The sequence below is a fragment of the Paraburkholderia sp. A1RI_3L genome (assembly GCF_048957895.1).
Taxonomy (GTDB): domain Bacteria; phylum Pseudomonadota; class Gammaproteobacteria; order Burkholderiales; family Burkholderiaceae; genus Paraburkholderia; species Paraburkholderia kururiensis.
Genome location: NZ_JARCHA010000010.1, coordinates 140,129 through 158,393 on the forward strand (window position 1 = coordinate 140,129; position 18,265 = coordinate 158,393).

Sequence of the window (18,265 nt, forward strand, 5' to 3'; positions counted from 1 at the left end):
CAACGCGGCGCACCCTTCCTCTGTTACCCGCGCGAGGGGAAGACCCCTTGTAGCGCAATGATGAAGTTGATGCCGAGATACGGATTACGCGACGCGAACGGAACGCTGCCCCCCATGATGCTGTTTTGAACGGTGGACGCGCTGGCCTGCAGATTGACGTTGAACGGCTTCAGGCTGGTCACGTTGTCGGTCGCCGTGCTGTATAGCGATGCAGGCCGCCCCCCGGCGTTGCATGGCCCGAGCACCGTGGTCGGCCCCGGAACACCGCCTTCGCCCTGGGTCGACGTCGTCGCCGGGATCGAAATCGCACCCGTCACGGCGCCGCCGCCGGAGACCGTCGCCACGTGCGTGTGCTGCGGCATGTTCTCCGTCGTGAGCGCGATGTTCTCCGTCCCGCCGACTTCGCCGATATCGATATTCGACAATCCCAACCCCTGCCCGATGCCCACGGGCGTGCGTCCTTGCAGGTTCGGCAACTGGTAGTTCGACACGCCGTTGCCGCCGTAGTACGTGCCGAGCAGCCCGAACAATGCCTGGTTTTGCGAAATGGGCAGCAATTGCCCCTGGCACTGCGCCCAACCGGTCGGCGCAAAGTTGAAGCCCACCATGCGGATCTCGCCCAAATACGGATCACTCATCGAACGCCTCCTGTCGAAGAAAGGTAAATCGCCTTACGTCACGTCCGATGAGCCGGCCGCCTTGGCCAGCTCGTCGGCACGAGCGTGCACAACGACAGTGAGCGTCGATCGTCCGTCCTCGGTGGGCCGCGTCGGCGTGGCGAGCAAATCCCACGCTCGGCCAGCGGGTGAACCGATGCGATAAACGTCCTGCGGAAGAGAAACGCCCGCGGGAAGTTCGAACATCGCCGCGTAGCAGACAAAACTGTCATTCATGGGAATGCCGGCGTTCGCATGCAACAGCACCGCGTCGACGGTTTGCCCGTCGGCGGCGCCAAACGTGAAACGCTGCCCGATGGCATCGAGCAACTCGGCATGGGTAGGAATGGACAGCAAACAAGCCCTCGCTCGTTGTTCGTTATGTATCTGGCCGGTATTGCCGGCCGTGATCTATGTTGTTACCGTCGCATCCTTCACTTCATGCAGCCGTCCGCAAGCGAGCCGCTCATCGAACGCTGAAACGCATACGCGCTAGCTCACACCGCCTTGCGCGAGTCCTTCGATGTCCGTCACATCCGCATCATCGAACGGCATGACGGGTCGCCGCATCTGCATGTAAATCCCGTTCTCGCCCGTCGGCTCGAACCCGAGCCGACGATAAAGCCCTCGCACCGGATTGTTCATCTCGACGTACAGCATCACGGGCATCTCCCGTGCCGCCGCCTGCGCCACGAACGCGCGCATGAGCCGCGTACCGATGCCCGCGCCGCGATAAACGGGCAACAGTGCGATGTCGACCAGGCGCGCTTCGCTGCCGCCCCAATGGTGATAAAGACGCCCGATCGGATTCTCGCCAAGCATGATGACGTCGAAACGGCAGTGCGGATAATGCTGCCGGTAATACCTGTCTTGCATCGAGAACTGATCGGCAAGCAATGCCGCGATTTGCTCCGCACTCCAGCCTGCGTGGGCGAATTCCTGCGCGCGCGTGCTTTCGAAAACGATATACAGAAAGGCACAGTCACGATCGTTCGCAGGCCTGATGCGCACACGATCAGCATCTTCCACGCCTTGTTGCGTGGCGGCCAGAGCGCCATCGATGCTATCGGCCATCTGACATCTCATTTCCTTGCACGGACGAACTCAGCCAATCGATGGAAAGACTGTGTCGATCGGCCCGGGAAAACTGATCAAGGCGATGTGGATATTAGTCTAGAGATACTGCCGTCGCAACCGCGCCCATACGACGCCTCCTACGTAAATACCCTGATCGACATTTGCGGCCTTTCGACGAAAAAGGTTCTATATGCGTTATCGGCCACTGCGACGATTAATTGAATGGTTTTTTTACCTTTTTTTGGGGCGTATTGCTGCGCTCAATGTGCCGGACACCATCGCCTCCAGTGACCAGCCTTCCGAGCACTGAATCGTCCGCAGCAACGCCGGCTCGGGAAAAAACCATGGAGAACGAAATTCTTCGTGAGACGGTGGAGCCGCCTGGAGGACAACAGCGGAAGAGAGCGGAACAGGCTGGAAAGCCCATGTGGCGGAAGGCAGCAGGAGTCGAACCTACAAGGGAACGGCTGACGTCCCCTACTGGGTTTGAAGCCCAGCCGCACCACCGGATACGAATGCCTTCCTTCGGAGAGAACTGCAGGCGACGGTGGTCGAATCCGGTTCGGCCATAAGCCGCGCCTTGAATGCGGTCCGCCTGCGAGCGCCGAATTATCGCACGCTGCCCGTCTATGTGCGCGCCGGGAATAATCTGCGCACTCCTCCGGTATCACAGTCAGACGCCGCACACGCCGGCTGTCTCCCTCAACCGGAAAGACCGGAGGAAGCGACGATGAACGACGACAAAATGCCCGACCGCGCACCCGCTCGCATGGACGCGGGCCATGGCGACGACCTGGGAAACCCGCCCGGCAATCTCACGGGGCACGGCAAGGCGCGCCGCCGTGCCCTCACCTGCATGGCGTGGGCCGGCACAGGCGTGGTGTGGACCTTGAGCGGCGGTGTACCGCGAACGCTGGGCATCGTCGGCGATGCCTGGGGTGCCACCTCCGACGAGCGCGCCCTTACGTTCGTGCAGATCAGCGACAGTCATATCGGCTTCAACAAGCAGCCGAACCCCACGCCCGAGAAAACGCTTCAAGAAGCCATCGACAAGATCAAGGCCCTGCCTCGCCCTCCCGCTTTCATGCTTCATACCGGCGACGTGAGCCAACTTTCGAGGCCCGCCGAATTCGATACGGCCGAACAGATCGTGCGTGGCGCAGGGCTCGACGTGCACTACATTCCCGGTGAGCACGACGTGCTGATCGACGACGGCCAGCCCTTCTTCGAGCGCTTTTCGAAGGGCACCAGCGGCAAGGGCTGGTACAGCTTCGATCAAAACGGTGTGCACTTCGTCGCACTCGTCAACGTGCTGAACCTGAAAAGCGGCGGCCTGGGCTCGCTGGGCGCGGAGCAACTGGCGTGGCTCGAACGGGATCTTCGTGGCCGCACGAGCAGCACGCCAATCGTGGTGTTCACGCACATTCCGCTGTGGTCGCTATATCCGGAATGGGGATGGGGCACGGACGACAGCGCAGAGGCGCTCGGCTACCTCAAGCGCTTCGGTTCGGTCACGGTGCTCAACGGCCACATTCACCAGGTACTCCAGAAGGTGGAAGGCAACGTGAGCTTCCATTCGGCGATGTCGACGGCGTTTCCCATCGCAGCGCCTGGCGTCGGTCCCGGGCCTGGCCCGATGAAGGTACCCGAAGACCGCCTGCATGCGGTGCTCGGCGTACGCACGGTGAATTTCGTGCCGGGCCGCACGGACCTGGCGCTGGTCGATTCGCCGCTTGGGGCGTGAGCGCTACTCGCGTCGATATCGCCCTTATGTCGCATTGCCTTGAACAGCTACGTGCCGTCCATCACTCAAGAAATCCTGGAGAAACCAATGAAGTCCTTCGTGAAAGCCGTGGCGTTGCGCATGGTTGGGCGATTCAACGTCATGACGCCAGCCGTACCGCTCCTGTGCGCCGCGCTCGCGCTGCTTCCCGTCGCGCCCGCGGCCTTCGCCGCAGACGCGGCCAAACCGTCACCCAATACGGTGAATATCGACAATTTCGCGTTCAGCCCGGCCACGCTCACGGTGACGAAAGGCACCACCGTCACGTGGGTGAATCGCGATGACATTGCGCACACTGTGGTCAACGACGCGAACCCGCGCACGTTCAAGTCGCCGCCCATGGATTCGGACGACAAGTTTTCCTTCACCTTCAGCACGCCGGGCACCTACAAGTACTTCTGCTCGATTCATCCGCACATGACAGGCGTGATCGTCGTGAAGTAGGCATCAAAGCAGTTCGTGCAGGCGGCTATCGGCGCGCAGCAGATGCAGATCGCGGTGAAAGCGCGTGTAGCCGATGCGGTCGAAGAATTCGAGGATCTGGATGGCGCGTTTGCGGCCCAGCCCGGTGGCATCGCGAAACGTCGTCGCGCTCACCGCGCCGCCGTGTTCGCGCGCGAGTCCGGCAACGAGCCTGGCCAGTTCGAGTACCACGTCGCGATGGTAGAAAAGATCGCGCACGACCTGGTACACGTCGCCGAGCCGCGCCAGCTTGCGCAGCAGCGCGCGGACCTTTTCCTCGGGTTCGTTCGTTGTACGAGCCAGATCGCGTACCCAGGGCGGATCGAAACGACCTGCGGCGATCAGCGGTCGCAGCACGCCGGCAAGCCGTTCCTCGTTAGCATCCAGCGCCACGCTGTGCGAAGGCAGATGCAGCCACGGCCCGCTCCTCGCGATGAGGCCATCGCGTACAGCGGCATCGACGAGTGCACGCCACAGCGCATCGGTGGCGAGCGGCGCCGACATGCGCCGCAAACGCGCGCTGTCAGGGCCCTGTTCGTCGGGAAAGCGCGTGTGGAACGCCTCGAGCGCGGCCACCGTCTGCTCGCGCATGTGTGTCCAGTGGCCGCGCGTGATAATGACCGCGTCGTCGCCGTCTTTGCCCGCGAGCGGCACCTCGATGGCATGGACGGGTAACGTGAGCAGATTCGCGGGCAAACCCGTCAGACGCATCAGCATCGAACGCGTCAGGCCGCGCGGCGCACAGTCGAGCAGCGGTTCGATCCGCCCGGTATCGAGCCAGCTAAGCAATGCGTCGAGCCATGCCATTCGCTCGGGCGTGCGCCGCTTGCGCACAGGGCCGAACGGGTCGAGCACGCGCGCGCCGCCCACGGTTCGCGTGGCCTGGGCGTTGCGCACGATCAGGCGGTCACCCGGCAACGCGCAGACGGGTGTATCGAAGACGAGTTGCACGCGCGCGGTCTGCCCTGCCTCCAGCGTGTCGCCTTCGAGCAGTGCAACGTTTGCGACGCGATGCAGCGTGCCGAGATGCACGTGCAGCGGCGACCAGTGCCTGAGCGTGAGATCCGCATCGTCTAGCAACGTGAGTTCGACGTCGATGCGTTCGCACGCGCTGGCGAGCGCGCTATCCACGATCCAGTCGCCGCGCGCGATGGCATCTTTGTCGATACCCGCCAGATTGAGCGCGCAACGCTGGCCCGCATGGCCCACATCCGCGGAGCGGTTCTGCGCGTGAATGCTGCGCACGCGCACGGCACGCCCCGCGGGCGCGAGTATCGGGGTATCGCCTACGCTTACGCGCCCCGCGAAGACAGTGCCCGTCACGACCGTGCCCTGGCCTGCGAGCGTGAACACGCGGTCCACAGCGAGGCGGAACAGGCCGTCGTCGCGACGCGCACGGAACGCGATGGCCGTATCGCGCAGATATACGTCGAGCGCTGCTACGGCGGGATCGTTCGGTATCGTCGCGCAGGTCTCGAATACGGGAATGTCCGCAAACGGGCCACCCGCGAGCCACGCTGCGATTTCGGCGCGCACCTGCTCGCGTCTTGCGGCATCCACGCGATCCGCTTTCGTCAACGCCACTGCGCCGCGCGTTACGCCGAGCAGTTGCAGGATCGCGAGGTGCTCGCGCGTTTGCGGCATCACGCCGTCGTCCGCGGCGATAACGAGCAGCGCGAAGTCGATGCCGCACGCGCCCGCCGCCATCGTGTGAATCAGTTTCTCGTGACCCGGCACGTCGATGAAGCCGAGCACGTCGCCGTTCGCGAGCGGCGTGTACGCGTAGCCCAGTTCGATGGAAATGCCGCGCGCCTTTTCTTCCTTCAGCCGGTCGGTATCCACGCCCGTCAGCGCACGCACCAGCGTGGTTTTGCCATGGTCGATATGGCCTGCCGTGCCGACAATCACAGACGCAACTCCACACATTGCGCGACGAACGCGGCTTCGTCCGCGGCTTCGAGGCAACGCAGGTCCAGATGCAGCGCATCATCGGCAATGCGGCCGATCACCGGCCGCGGCAACGCGCGCAGCGCAGCTTCGAGCTTCATCAGCGCGCGGCCACGGCCTGGACGCTTGCCTGCAGCTGGATGCGTTGCAGCCAGGACGCCGCTGCTACGCACGACGAGCCCGAAGCTCGGCAGCACGTCCACGGGCAATGCGCCGCTGCCGATCTGGCTGAACATCGGCTCTACGCTCACGCTATACGCGTCGCCCAGCGCGCGTTGCAGCGCCGGCATCACGCGTTCCGCGCTCGCGCGCATCTCTTCGCCCGGCCGCGTGAGCAGGCGCAGCGTAGTGAGCCGCTCGCGCAGAAACTCCGGCGCGCGGTAAAGCTGCAGCACCGGTTCGAGCGCGGCGAGCGTGAGCTTGCCCACACGCAGCGCGCGCTTCAACGGATGCTTTCTGATCTTGCGGATGAGGTCGGCACGACCCACGATCAAACCGGCCTGCGGGCCACCGAGTAGTTTGTCGCCGCTGAACGTCACGACATCGGCACCGGCTTCGATGGTCTCGCGCACGGTAGGCTCCGCGGGCAGGCCGAACTGCGCGAGATCGACGAGCGTGCCGCTGCCCAGGTCGACCGCAACCGGCAACTCATGCTGGCGGGCCAGTGGCGCGAGTTCATCGAGTTCGACGCTTTTCGTGAAGCCCGAGATCGCGTAGTTACTGCAATGCACCTTCATCAGCAGCCCCGTGCGTGGGCCGATGGCTTCTTCGTAATCGCGCAGGTGCGTGCGGTTGGTCGTGCCCACTTCGCGCAGCTTCGCGCCGGCACGGCTCATGATGTCGGGAATGCGAAACGCGCCGCCAATCTCCACGAGTTCGCCGCGCGAGACGATGACGTCCTTCTTCGTGGCCAGCGCGGAAAGCGTGAGCAGCACGGCGGCCGCGTTGTTGTTGACCACGGTGGCCGCTTCAGCGCCGGTGAGTTCGCAGACAAGCGCTTCGATCAGATCGTCGCGTTCGCCCCGGCGGCCGGTGGCGAGATCGAATTCGAGGCTCATGGGCTGCGTGAGCGCACGCACGACAGCGCGCACGGCTTCGTCGGGCAACAGCGCGCGGCCCAGGTTCGTATGCAACACCGTGCCGGTCAGATTGAAGACGCTGCGCAGACGGCTTTGCGCGCGTGCGGCAAGCACCTGCGCTGCCGCGGCTGTGGCGCGGGTCTCGTCGAATGGCGCATTGTCGGCGGCGGCCGGCTTGCCGGCCTGGACGTCGCGGCGCCAGCTATCGAGCGTCTCGCGAATCGCGGCAAGCACCTGCGTGCGGCCATATTCGGCAACGAGCGGCTGCGCCGCAGCCGATGCGATCACGCGCTCCACGGAGGGAATGGATGCGAGCCGCGCCTTGAGGTCACGGCCGCCGCTCGTGCAGCCGCTCATGCCACCCTCATCCCGCTCTTCGCCCGATTGATGCTGTGCCACTTCGCCCACGCCCCGCTTCTCCGTGTTTTGTCTTTGCCCGTCCTGGCCAGCCGTCATTCGTCCGACGGCACTTCCGGCCACAGCAGCGGATTCGGCCCGCTGCGCCGGTACCCGGCTTCGTTCATCAGCAGATCGAGCGTGAGACTCGCGAGGTCGTCGGCGAGCGGCTCGAAGTCGAAGTCTTTCTCCTGATAGCCGATCTTGCGGTAGGTGTGGCATTCGTCACACGACTCGGCCTTCAGCGCCTCGCTCACGCCTTCGATGCCGTGATAAGCGATGCCTTTGGTCGAACCGCAGTTCGAGCACTTCACGCGCACCATGTGCGACTCGCTTGCGCACAAGCCGCACTGCAGGTAACGGTAGCCCTGGTAGCGGCCGCCCACGCGCACGACGCTCGCCACCGGCTGCCCACCGCAGACGGGACAGACGCCGGGCGTATCGACATAGGGAATGTCGCGCTCGTTAAGCCGGCTCGCCAGATCGGTCCACACCACTTGCAGTGCAGCCATGATGAACGGCGCCGTGGCGGGCGCCACTTCGTTGAAGCGCTGCGCGAGCATCGCGTCGGCCTGGCGTTCGAGTTCGTCCGCGGGCATCGCGCGGAGTGCAGAGAGCACGCCGGCCAGCGTCGGCGTGACCTGGCCCGCCGCTTCCACGCTATCGAGCAATTGATGCAGCACGTCGTGCCATGCCGTATCGCGTTCCGGCGAAAGCGCGGGCACGAGCGGCATGCTGTGCTGCTGCGCCTGGGCGATAGCGTCCGCCGACGGCATGCGCGCCGAGAAGCCTTGTTCCAGCGTCTTTTGCTGCGCGTCGACCAGCACGGCCATCAGGCGCACGTAGCCGGCAATCGGATTGCCCTCGGCGAGCTTGCGCAGGCGCGCCGCGCGCGTGGCGAAGAGCGTGGCGCGTTCGGGCAAACGGATGCGGGCAATGGCGGTATGGTCCAGCGCTTCGATCTGGCCCGGCTCAAGAATGCGTTGAACCACAACAGTCCCTCTTCAAACCCTCTACGGCACGTGCGCGCCATAGAGTTCAAATGAAAAAGCCGCCGCCCTTGCGGGGGCGGCGGCCTACGATGCACCGGCCGGCCGCCTCTAGAAACCGGCGGTACCGGCGCGGTGCCCGGCTTACTTGATGCTCTCGCGGAACCAGCGCGGATGATGCTTTCTCGCCCACCCGAGCGTGACCGTGCCGCGCACCATCGCCCCCAGCGAGCCCTTCACCCACAACGCCGCATAGACGTGCACGACGATGCCGATGATAAGGACGAACGCGCTCGCGGCATGCACGACAGCGGCAAGACGGATGACTTCGATCGGGAAGTAGAACGAGAAATAGCGCCGCCAGATCACGACACCGCTTGCAAGCAACAGCAGCAGGCAGGCCACCATCACGAAGAATAGCAGCTTCTGTCCGGCGTTGTAGCGGCCGATGGGCGGCAGCTTATCCTCGCGATTAGCGAGCACGTCGTTCATCTGGCGCAGCCATTGGTAGTCGCTTTCGTCCAGATAGTTGTGGTGCCAGAAACGCAGCGCCAGCACCAGGAACGACACGAACATCACCACGCCGATGAACGGATGCAGAATGCGCGTCCACTGCCCGCCGCCGAGCAGCGCGGAAAGCCAGAACATCGACGGATGAAACATCGCGAGGCCCGAAATCGCCAGCAGCACGAACGAGATCGCGGTGATCCAGTGGTTGGTGCGCTCGTTCGGCGTGTAGCGCACGATCAGGTTGGGATCAGTTTGTTTCATCGCTACGCTCCCGTCGTTCGCCCCTCAACTGCTCCGCTTCCTTGCGTGCGGACGCTTCCTCTTCCGGCGTCACCTCGTTCGGACCAACACGCGTGTAATGGAAGAACCCGGCCAGCGCCGCAATGGCCATACCGGCCACGGCGAGCGGCTTGGCCACGCCCTTCCACAACTGCACGAGCGGACTGATCTTCGGATTGTCCGGCAGGCCGTGATAGAGCGAAGGCTGGTCCGCGTGATGCAGCACGTACATCACGTGCGTGCCGCCCACGCCCTGCGGATCGTAGAGGCCCGCGTGCTCGAAGCCGCGCTCCTTGAGATCCTCGATGCGCTCGGCCGCGTGCTGCTTCATGTCTTCCTTGGTGCCGAACACGATGGCGCCTGTCGGACAGGTCTTCACGCACGCGGGCTCCTGGCCCACGGCCACGCGGTCGGAACAGAGCGTGCACTTGTACGCGCGGTTGTCCTGCTTCGAGATACGCGGAATGTTGAACGGACAGCCCGTTACGCAATAGCCGCAACCGATGCAGTTTTCCTCGTGAAAATCCACGATGCCGTTCGTGTACTGCACGATCGCGCCCGGCGAAGGGCAGGCCTTCAGGCAGCCCGGGTCCTCGCAGTGCATGCAGCCGTCCTTGCGGATCAGCCATTCGAGGTTGCCGTTCGGGTTCTCGTATTCGGAGAACCGCATCACGGTCCACGAGTGCTCCGTCAGGTCGCGCGGATTGTCGTAAACGCCGACGTTGGTGCCTACCTCGTCGCGCAGGTCGTTCCACTCCATGCACGCCGTCTGGCAGGCCTTGCAGCCGATGCACTTCGAGACATCGATCAGTTTCGCCACGGTGCCGGTAACGGGCTCGCGCACAGCCGGAGGCTGCACGGTGGTGGCCGACTGGCGTTTGATATCGAGTGATTGCAGTGCCATGTCCGCCCCTTAAGCCTTCTCGACTTTCACGAGGAACGACTTGAACTCGGGCGTCTGCGAATTGCCGTCGCCGACTGCCGGCGTCAGCGTATTCGCGAGATAACCCGGCTTCGCCACGCCCGTGAAGCCCCAATGCAGCGGAATGCCCACTGTGTGCACCTTGTGGCCGTCCACCATGAGCGGCTTGATGCGCTTCGTCACCACTGCCACCGCTTCGATATGCCCGCGGTTGCTCGATACCCTCACACGGTCGCCCGCCACCACGCCCACGTCGCTCGCCAGCTCTTCGCCAATCTCCACGAACTGCTGCGGCTGCACGATCGCGTTGAGCCGCGCGTGCTTGGTCCAGAAGTGGAAGTGTTCGGTGAGGCGATACGTCGTTGCGGCGTGCGGGAAATCCTTCGCCTTGCCAAACGACGCCCGGTCATCCGGGAACACGCGTGCGGCCGGATTGTTCGTGGCCTGCGCGTTCTGCGGATGCAACGGGTTGTAGCCGAGCGGCGTCTCGAACGGCTCGTAATGCTCGGGGAACGGACCTTCGTTCATGCCGTCGCGGGCAAAGAAGCGCGCCACGCCTTCCGGATTCATGATGAACGGACCCATGCCCGTTTCGGGCGATTCGTCGGCCTTGTAGTCCGGCACGTCGGCGCCGGTCCACGCCGCGCCGTTCCACGCAATCAGCTTGCGCGTGGGATCGAACGGCTTGCCGGCCGTATCGCACGATGCGCGGTTGTACAGAATGCGCCGGTTCGCGGGCCAGGCCCACGCCCAGTTCAGCGTCTGGCCGATACCGGTCGGGTCCGAGTTGTCGCGCCGGCCCATCTGGTTGCCGGCCTGGGTCCACGAGCCGCAGAAGATCCAGCAGCCGCTCGATGTACTGCCGTCGTCCTTCAGTTGCGCGAAGCCTGCCAGCTGCTCGCCCTTCTTCACGAGCACCTTGGTGGGATCCTTCGGATCCGGCAGGTCAGCAAGCGCCTTGCCGTTGAACTCCTTCGCGAGTTCTTCGGGCGTGGGGCTTGCCGGATTGGCGTAGGGCCAGCTCAGCTTCACAATGGGATCGGGCAGCTTGCCGCCGTCCTTGCCGTAGGCCGCACGCAGACGCAGGAACAGCCCCGACATGATTTCGAGGTCGCTGCGCGCTTCGCCCGGTGGCTCCACGCCCTTCCAGTGCCATTGCAGCACGCGGCCCGAATTCACGAGCGAGCCGTTTTCCTCGGCAAAGCACGTGGTGGGCAGACGGAAAACTTCGGTCTGGATGGCCGACGAATCCACGTCGTTGTACTCGCCGAAGTTCTTCCAGAACTCCGACGTTTCGGTTGCGAGCGGGTCCATGATGACGAGCCACTTGAGCTTGGCCAGCGCCGCCGCGTTTTTCGCCTTGTTGGGCGCCGCCGCGAGCGGATTGAAGCCCTGCGCGATGAAGCCGTTCATCTTGCCCTGATGCATCAGCTCGAACGCCTGCAGCAAGTCGTAGGACTTGTCGAGCTTGGGCAGCCAGTCGTAACCCCAGTTGTTGTCGGCCGTGGCCGCGTCGCCCCACCACGACTTCATGAAGCTCACGAAGAAGGCGCGGTAGTTCTTCCAGTAGCTGAGCTGGTTCGGACGCAGCGGCTGCTGCGCACGCTTCTTGATGTACGCCTCGTAGTCCTGCTCCGCTTCGGTCGGCAACGTCATGTAGCCGGGCAGCAGGTTCGACATCAGGCCGAGGTCCGTCAGGCCCTGGATGTTCGAGTGCCCGCGCAGCGCGTTCATGCCGCCGCCCGCAATGCCGATGTTGCCCAGCAGCAATTGCACCATGGCGCCCGTGCGGATCATCTGCGCGCCCACCGAGTGGTGGGTCCAGCCGAGCGCGTAGAGCACCGTGCCGGCGCGGCCCGGCTGCGCCGTCGTGGCAAGCATCTCGCACACCTTCAGGAACTTGTCCTTCGGCGTGCCGCAGACCTTCTCCACCATCTCGGGCGTGTAGCGCGAGTAGTGCTGCTTGAGCAGGTTATAGACGCAGCGCGGATGCTGCATCGTCTCGTCGACCTTCACGAAGCCGTCGTCGCCGCGCTCGTAGTCCCACGACGATTTGTCCGCGTAGGCGTGCTTCTGCGCGTCGTAGCCGGAATAGATGCCGTCGTTGAAGGCGAAGTCTTCGCGCACGATGAACGTGAAGTCCGTGTAGTTCTTCACGTACTCGTGCTGGATCTTGTCGTTCGTCAGCAGGTAGTTGATGACCCCGCCGAGGAATGCGATGTCCGTGCCGGTGCGAATGGGCGCGTAGTAGTCCGCGACCGACGCCGTGCGCGTAAAGCGCGGGTCGACCACGATCAGGCGCGCCTTGCGGTGCGCCTTCGCCTCGGTGACCCATTTGAAGCCGCATGGGTGCGCCTCGGCTGCATTGCCGCCCATCACCAGGATTACGTCTGCGTTCTTGATGTCGACCCAATGGTTCGTCATCGCGCCGCGGCCAAACGTCGGGGCAAGACCTGCCACCGTCGGGCCGTGTCAGACACGCGCCTGGTTGTCGAACGCGAGCATCCCCAGACTGCGGATCGTCTTGTGAGTCAGATAGCCCACTTCATTGCTGCCCGCCGACGCGGCCAGCATGCCGGTGGTGAGCCAGCGATTCACCTTCTTGCCATCCGCGGTGGCCTCGACGAAATTCGCGTCGCGGTCGGCCTTCATGAGCTTCGCGATGCGATCGAGTGCGTCTTCCCACGAAATGCGCTGCCACTTGTCCGAACCGGCGGCACGGTACTCGGGGTACTTGAGTCGGCTCGGGCTGTGGATGAAATCGATGAGGCTCGCGCCCTTCGGGCACAGCGTGCCGCGATTGACGGGGTGGTCCGGGTCGCCCTCGATGTGGATGATGCTCGCGGTGGCGTTCTTGGCGCCGTCCCCGAGACCGTACATCAGGATGCCGCAGCCCACGGAGCAGTACGGGCAGGTATTGCGGGTTTCAGTGGTACGCGCCAGTTTGTACTGACGAACCTCCGCAACCGCGCGCTCTGGGGAGAAGCCCATAAGCGCAAGACTCGATCCGGCGAGCGTGGTTGTGGTGATCTTCAGAAACTGGCGCCGGGACATTTGCAACATGTCGTCCTCGGCTTCTGGTTATTGAGTGTGAATCAAAAGTATAGGTCGTCTCTTACAGGAGCGTCAGGAACGCGGCACGCGCGAAGCGGTGCGGCGGCCAGGCGAGACGGGCCGAACGATAGCACGACACAAAGACACACGTGTTTTCACCGGCACGCCCGCTGGGCGGGCGTGGTGCGTGCTTCGGGCAGGCCGCTGCTGTCGTGCAGCAAAATGGCTGGAGCGCGGGACGGGCGTAGCAGATCATCGGTCGGGGCTGCTGCGCGGCGTGCATGCCTGCATGGCATCAAGGCGGTGCTCCTGCCGCTTATATACAGTGGAGTGTGCGGACACCCTTAGGTCTCCGCTTTGCTCTGGACTCGTGCAAGACCATTGGACGGCGCGCCCTGACTCGCCGTGAAGGAGCACCATGGACACGCTTTCCCCGGACCGGATTCAGTCCGCCGCGCGCAAAGAAGCCTCGTGGGCGATCGGCGCGTTCAGAAAGTTCTCCGACGACCGCTGCACCTCCCTTGCGGCCAGCATCGCGTTCTACTCGGCCTTTTCGCTCGCGCCCACCCTCGTGATGGTCATTGCGGTGGCAGGCTGGTTCTTCGGCACCGATACCGCCCGCAGCGAACTCTTCGACCAGGTGCGCATGGTGCTCGGCAACGACGCCTCCGCGGCCATCACGACCATCGTCGAGAACGCTCATCGCAGCAAGAGCGCGGGCGACGTGGCGGCCATCATCTCGTTTTCGATGCTGGCCATTGGCGCCTCGGCCACCTTTTCGTCGCTCAATACGGCGCTCAACATCGTATGGCCGCCGCCCGTCGGGGCACGGCCTTCGACGGTGCTCGCCCTCGTGCGCGTGCGGCTCATCTCGTTCAGCCTCGTGCTCGGCGTCGCATTTCTGCTGATCGTCTCGCTCGTGCTCGACACGGCCATCACGTTCGTCGGCGAGATGCTGTGGGCGGCTTCGCCGTATGTCGTGATCGGCGACCTGCTGCAGCTCGGCGTGGGGCTGCTCGTGCTCGCCGTGGCCTTCGCCGCGCTGCTCAAGTTTCTGCCCGACGCGCCGGTGCGCTGGCGCGACGCGATTGTGGGTGGCGCCGTCGCCGCCGTGCTGTTCTCGGCGGGCAAGAAGCTCTTCGCGCTGTATCTCGCGCACGCGGGCATGGCGAGCGCGTTCGGCGCGGCGGGGTCGCTCGCGGTGCTGCTCATGTGGCTGTATTTCTCGGCAGCGGTGCTGCTGCTCGGCGCCGAGTTCGCGGCGGCACGCGGACGGCTGCACGATCCGCGCGGCGCCTGGGGCAGCCAGGACGACCTGCCGCCCGGTAGCCGTGCCAAGCTGGCGTCCGTGCTTGCGGCCTCCACGGTTGCCGACAGGTTGCGACAGCCGGATGGAGCCGCGGCGCGCGTGACGGATCAGGCGACCGTGGCGGCTGAAGGAACGGGGCGACGTGGGTCAGCGAAAGATTCGGGGAGCCGTATCGCGATGGCCCCGCATGTCTCCAACGGCGATGCGCATCCCGCCTCGCTATATAGGAAGGACAACAAGGAGCGCTTCCCGGCGCGCGTAGTACGCGTGGGTCGGACGGCGGTCGGCATGGAGCGCAAGGCAACGCGAGCAGCCGCCGACGCCATCGTTCAATCAGGCCGCGCCGCTGCAGCGGCGAATCGATACGTGAAGCAGCACCCCTGGACGTCGGTCCTGCTTGCCACGGGCGCTGCGCTGTTCATGACAGCGGCCAGGAACCGCCTGGCCGGCGGCCGGCACCCTGTCCATGGCAAGCTCACTCCTTCCAACGGCAGCGATACCGACGACGCCCAGCCGACGTTGTCACGCAAACGCTGAGGACGCCGGCGCGTCTTGAGACAGATCAGTTTCGGCGCGGCCGGCCGGATCGGCCGCGAAACGGCTTGCCGCGGGTGGTCAGCGGCTTCTTAATACAGTCGCGGCGCGCGCCATCGAATTCATTTCATTCGACTTTCATTTACACGAGTTGCCTGACCAATTTCAGGGCGTCACTGTGCGCAAAACAACAATAATGTAGAAATGGTACACAGTGTTGCGACTTCCGCAATTATCGTGAACACGCTTTATATACAAGGCTTTGTGAACGTTGTTACATTTTGGCTACACTCAATTTTTTTCAGTTCTTGCCGTTGCATGCCCTGCGTTATTCTCCATCGCGCAACAACAAATCAATCATCTGCGTGGAGAAATGGATGAAAAAGCTTACACTTTCGACCCTCTCGCTGGCCCTGCTCGGCGTTGCCGGCGCAGCGCATGCCCAAAGCAGTGTCACGCTGTATGGCGTGATCGACGAGTCGTTCCAGTACGTGCACAACGCAGACTCGAACAACAACAGCCTGTACCACCTGCTCGGCGGCAACCTGCAAGGTAACCGCTGGGGCCTGAAGGGTCAGGAAGACCTGGGCGGTGGCCTGAAGGCGATCTTCCAGTTGGAAAACGGCTTCGACATCAACAACGGTCGCCTCGGTCAAGGCGGTCGCATGTTCGGTCGTCAGGCATACGTTGGTCTGACGCACGACGCGTACGGTACGTTCACGCTGGGCCGCCAGTACGACCCGCTGGTCGACCTGGTTCAGCCGCTGACGGCCGACAACTACTGGGGTTCCACGTTCACGACCCCGGGCGACGTCGACAACAACGACAACAGCTCGCGTACCAACAGCGCCATCAAGTACACGTCGCCCGTGTACGCCGGCTTCCAGTTCGAAGCGTTCTACGCGTTCGGCGGCGTGGCAGGTTCGACGGGTTCGGGCCAGACGTGGTCGGCTGCAGCAACCTACGCGAACGGTCCGTTCAGCGTGGCTGCCGGCTACATCGTCATGGACAACGCAAGCACGTTGGCTGGCCGTGGCTTCGTCGCGGCGACGGGGACCAGCGCCGGTACCGCTGCAGGCTGGGGCTCGGGCGTGACGTCGGATGCGACGTTCGATTCGTCGGTGAACAGCGCGTTTGCATCGGCCAAGTCGATCAACATCGCTTCGGTGGCCGCGCAATACGTGGTTGGCCCGTTCACGGCCGGCCTGCGTTACAGCAACGCTCAGTACAAGCCGGACGGCTACTCGACGTTCACGGCAACGCAACGTTACGACGTTGGCGCTGGCTTCCTGAACTACCAACTGACGCCGGCAGCCCTGATCGGCCTCGGCTACACGTACACGCACGGCAAGGGCAACTTCTCGCAGACCTACCACCAGATCTCGCTGGGTGGTGACTACAACCTGTCGAAGCGTACGGACGTGTACCTGGTTGGTGCATACCAGCACGCATCGGGCAACGGCGTGTTCGCATCCGTCGCCGACTACGGCTACGACTCCAACGCTCGCTCGTCGGAAATCGTCAGCCTGGGTATCCGCCACAAGTTCTAATCGAACTTCGTGCGAAGCTGCGGCGAAACACTGCCGCAGCAAAAAAGCCAGCCTCTTCGGCTGGCTTTTTCTTTTCCGGGCCCATCTTGCAGGCCCCGGCAAACGTCTCCGGCGTAGCCGCGCTGCTAGCGTCGCGACTTCACCGTCTCCGCTTGCGCAAGCGTCTGCGCCGGCTGCGCAGGCACCTCGCGCGCAGCGCCCGCGGCGGGCAGCACGAGCGGCGCACGCCCACGCTGCTGCAGCGGAACACCCTCGGGGCTCTCCCACGCCGGGTCCGGAATCTCCGCGAACACCTGACGCAGCTGCTCGCCCCAGGTGCGGTGGATCATCTCGAAGTATGCGTTGTCATGGTCGATCGTGACGAAGCGCGTCACGCGCAGCGCATTCGCTTCGTACACCAGCAGATCCAGCGGCAACCCCACCGAGAGGTTCGAGCGCAGCGTGGAATCCATCGAGATCAGCGCGCACTTCGCGGCCTCGTCGAGCGGCGTGGAAGGCTTCAGCACACGGTCGATGATCGGCTTGCCGTACTTCGATTCGCCAATCTGGAAATACGGATTCACGTCCGACGCTTCGATGAAGTTGCCCGCCGCGTAGATCATGAAAAGGCGCGGACGCTGCACGAGGCCCGTGCCCATGTCGGCGGAACCTTCCCCCGCGCCGCGCGGCGCAGCGATCTGCCCGCCCAGAATGAAGCTGCAATTGAAATCGACGCCGAACTCCTGAAGCGAGCGCGCCTCGTGCTGGTGGACCTCGCGCACGGCGTCGCCCACCACGCGCGCAGCCTCGGTCATGCTGGACGCCGTCCAGAGCGTGGGGCGGCCCGCGGGAGCGGCCTCTTTCAGCACGTGCAGAACGGCTTGCGTCAGCGAGAGATTGCCGGCGCCCATCAGCACGAGCACCCGCTCGCCGGGCTGCTCGAACACCGACATCTTGCGCGCCGTGCTGATGTGATCGACGCCCGCGTTGGTCCGCGTGTCCGACAGGAACACGAGTCCCTCATCCACACACATCGCCACACAGTAAGTCATGAATCTGCCCTGCCAAAAGCCAATAATCACGGCATTGTACCGCCGCGCCACCGCGATCCCGAGGCCCGCTCCGAGGGACTTTGCCTCACGCGCGCGACACCGGCCAAGAAAAATCCCCGCAGGCATGCACCGGCGGGGATTGCGTCAAGCATGCCGGCGACGATGCGCCGGCGCAGCCATTATCAGGCTGCTGCGTCCTTCAGCTTCTTCAGCGCACGTGCCTTCACGCGAACCGAAGCGGGCTTCGCCGGGAACCAGCGTTCCTCGCCCGTGAACGGGTCTTTGCCGAAGCGCTTCTTCTTCGCCGGCACAGCCTGCACGACGATCTTCAGAAGACCCGACAGCGTGAACTCGCCTGCGCCCTTCTTGTGCACGGAACCGAGGATGGTGTCCTCGAGTGCGCCAAGCACGGCCTTCACGGACTTCACTTCGACTGCGGCACGCTCGGCAATGTGAGCAGCCAGCGAGGCCTTCGTGAAGGTGTCCTTGATCGGCGACGGAGCGCCGGACGCCTTCACGGCGACCTTCTTAGCTGCAGCCTGCTTTGCGGGCACTTTCTTCGCGGCAACCTTCTTGGCCGGGGCAGCGGCCTTCTTGGCCACTTTCTTTGCGGAAGTCGGCATGTTTCTCCTACCAGTGTTGGTCAATGAATCATGAAGGCACCGCGCCATGCGGGCTCTTCAACGG

16 protein-coding genes and 1 tRNA gene are annotated in these 18,265 nt (G+C 64.0%); 5 read left to right on the forward strand and 12 right to left on the reverse strand.

The genetic code is table 11. From position 1 onward, the window contains the following. Positions 1-23 precede the first annotated feature (23 nt). From PXJ20_RS24315 to PXJ20_RS24325, 3 genes are all read right to left on the reverse strand, one after another. Complete coding sequence (locus tag PXJ20_RS24315; protein ID WP_017774983.1) at positions 24-638, reverse strand: phage tail protein; 615 nt, start codon at positions 636-638, stop codon at positions 24-26. 33 nt (positions 639-671) lie between these two features. Continuing rightward, positions 672-986, reverse strand: a complete 315-nt coding sequence (locus PXJ20_RS24320; protein ID WP_152495030.1) for a DUF6916 family protein — start codon at positions 984-986, stop codon at positions 672-674. A gap of 162 nt (positions 987-1,148) precedes the next feature. Then, positions 1,149-1,628 (reverse strand): GNAT family N-acetyltransferase, encoded by a 480-nt coding sequence (locus tag PXJ20_RS24325; protein ID WP_421057445.1) that lies wholly within the window; start codon positions 1,626-1,628, stop codon positions 1,149-1,151. Between PXJ20_RS24325 and PXJ20_RS24330 the strand changes: the two genes are divergently transcribed. Continuing rightward, a complete protein-coding gene (locus PXJ20_RS24330) occupies positions 1,527-1,955 on the forward strand; it encodes a hypothetical protein (protein ID WP_160167478.1) in 429 nt (142 codons plus the stop codon). The genes PXJ20_RS24325 and PXJ20_RS24330 overlap by 102 nt on opposite strands. Positions 1,956-2,161: 206 nt before the next feature. Here the strand turns inward: PXJ20_RS24330 and PXJ20_RS24335 are convergent. Further along, positions 2,162-2,257 (reverse strand) — tRNA-Sec (locus PXJ20_RS24335). Positions 2,258-2,463: 206 nt separating this feature from the next. Here PXJ20_RS24335 and PXJ20_RS24340 point away from each other — a divergent pair. After that, positions 2,464-3,477, forward strand: a complete 1,014-nt coding sequence (locus PXJ20_RS24340) for a metallophosphoesterase family protein (protein WP_421031841.1) — start codon at positions 2,464-2,466, stop codon at positions 3,475-3,477. Positions 3,478-3,564: 87 nt separating this feature from the next. Continuing rightward, positions 3,565-3,960 carry a cupredoxin domain-containing protein gene (locus tag PXJ20_RS24345; RefSeq protein ID WP_421031840.1) on the forward strand — a complete coding sequence of 132 codons (396 nt, stop codon included), beginning with the start codon at positions 3,565-3,567 and terminating at the stop codon, positions 3,958-3,960. 3 nt (positions 3,961-3,963) lie between these two features. On the opposite strand, the gene selB is transcribed toward PXJ20_RS24345, so the two are convergent. From selB to fdnG, 6 genes are all read right to left on the reverse strand, one after another. After that, a complete protein-coding gene (selB, locus tag PXJ20_RS24350; protein WP_421031839.1) occupies positions 3,964-5,886 on the reverse strand; it encodes a selenocysteine-specific translation elongation factor in 1,923 nt (640 codons plus the stop codon). Further along, complete coding sequence (gene selA / locus PXJ20_RS24355) at positions 5,883-7,361, reverse strand: L-seryl-tRNA(Sec) selenium transferase (protein WP_421032634.1); 1,479 nt, start codon at positions 7,359-7,361, stop codon at positions 5,883-5,885. The genes selB and selA overlap by 4 nt, the downstream gene beginning before the upstream one ends. Positions 7,362-7,456: 95 nt before the next feature. Then, entirely contained in the window at positions 7,457-8,392 is a 936-nt protein-coding gene (gene fdhE / locus PXJ20_RS24360) for a formate dehydrogenase accessory protein FdhE (RefSeq protein ID WP_421031838.1), read from the reverse strand. A 141-nt stretch (positions 8,393-8,533) separates the two neighbouring features. After that, positions 8,534-9,160 carry a formate dehydrogenase subunit gamma gene (locus PXJ20_RS24365; RefSeq protein WP_126876960.1) on the reverse strand — a complete coding sequence of 209 codons (627 nt, stop codon included), beginning with the start codon at positions 9,158-9,160 and terminating at the stop codon, positions 8,534-8,536. Continuing rightward, positions 9,147-10,082 (reverse strand): formate dehydrogenase subunit beta, encoded by a 936-nt coding sequence (gene fdxH, locus PXJ20_RS24370; protein WP_277598699.1) that lies wholly within the window; start codon positions 10,080-10,082, stop codon positions 9,147-9,149. Before fdxH ends, PXJ20_RS24365 begins: the two co-directional genes overlap by 14 nt. A 9-nt stretch (positions 10,083-10,091) precedes the next feature. Next, positions 10,092-13,163, reverse strand: a complete 3,072-nt coding sequence (fdnG, locus tag PXJ20_RS24375) for a formate dehydrogenase-N subunit alpha (protein WP_421031837.1) — start codon at positions 13,161-13,163, stop codon at positions 10,092-10,094. Positions 13,164-13,572: 409 nt separating this feature from the next. Between fdnG and PXJ20_RS24380 the strand changes: the two genes are divergently transcribed. Continuing rightward, a complete protein-coding gene (locus PXJ20_RS24380; protein ID WP_421031836.1) occupies positions 13,573-15,000 on the forward strand; it encodes a YhjD/YihY/BrkB family envelope integrity protein in 1,428 nt (475 codons plus the stop codon). A gap of 374 nt (positions 15,001-15,374) precedes the next feature. After that, positions 15,375-16,547: a porin gene (locus PXJ20_RS24385; RefSeq protein WP_017774970.1), complete on the forward strand. Its 1,173-nt coding sequence runs from the start codon at positions 15,375-15,377 to the stop codon at positions 16,545-16,547. 125 nt (positions 16,548-16,672) lie between these two features. Here PXJ20_RS24385 and PXJ20_RS24390 read toward each other — a convergent pair whose 3' ends face one another. Both PXJ20_RS24390 and PXJ20_RS24395 read right to left on the reverse strand, forming a co-directional pair. Further along, positions 16,673-17,578 (reverse strand): peptidase, encoded by a 906-nt coding sequence (locus tag PXJ20_RS24390; RefSeq protein WP_421031835.1) that lies wholly within the window; start codon positions 17,576-17,578, stop codon positions 16,673-16,675. Between the two features lie 182 nt (positions 17,579-17,760). Then, on the reverse strand, positions 17,761-18,201 hold the full coding sequence (locus tag PXJ20_RS24395) for an HU family DNA-binding protein (RefSeq protein WP_017774968.1): 441 nt from the start codon (positions 18,199-18,201) through the stop codon (positions 17,761-17,763). Between the last annotated feature and the right edge of the window lie 64 nt (positions 18,202-18,265).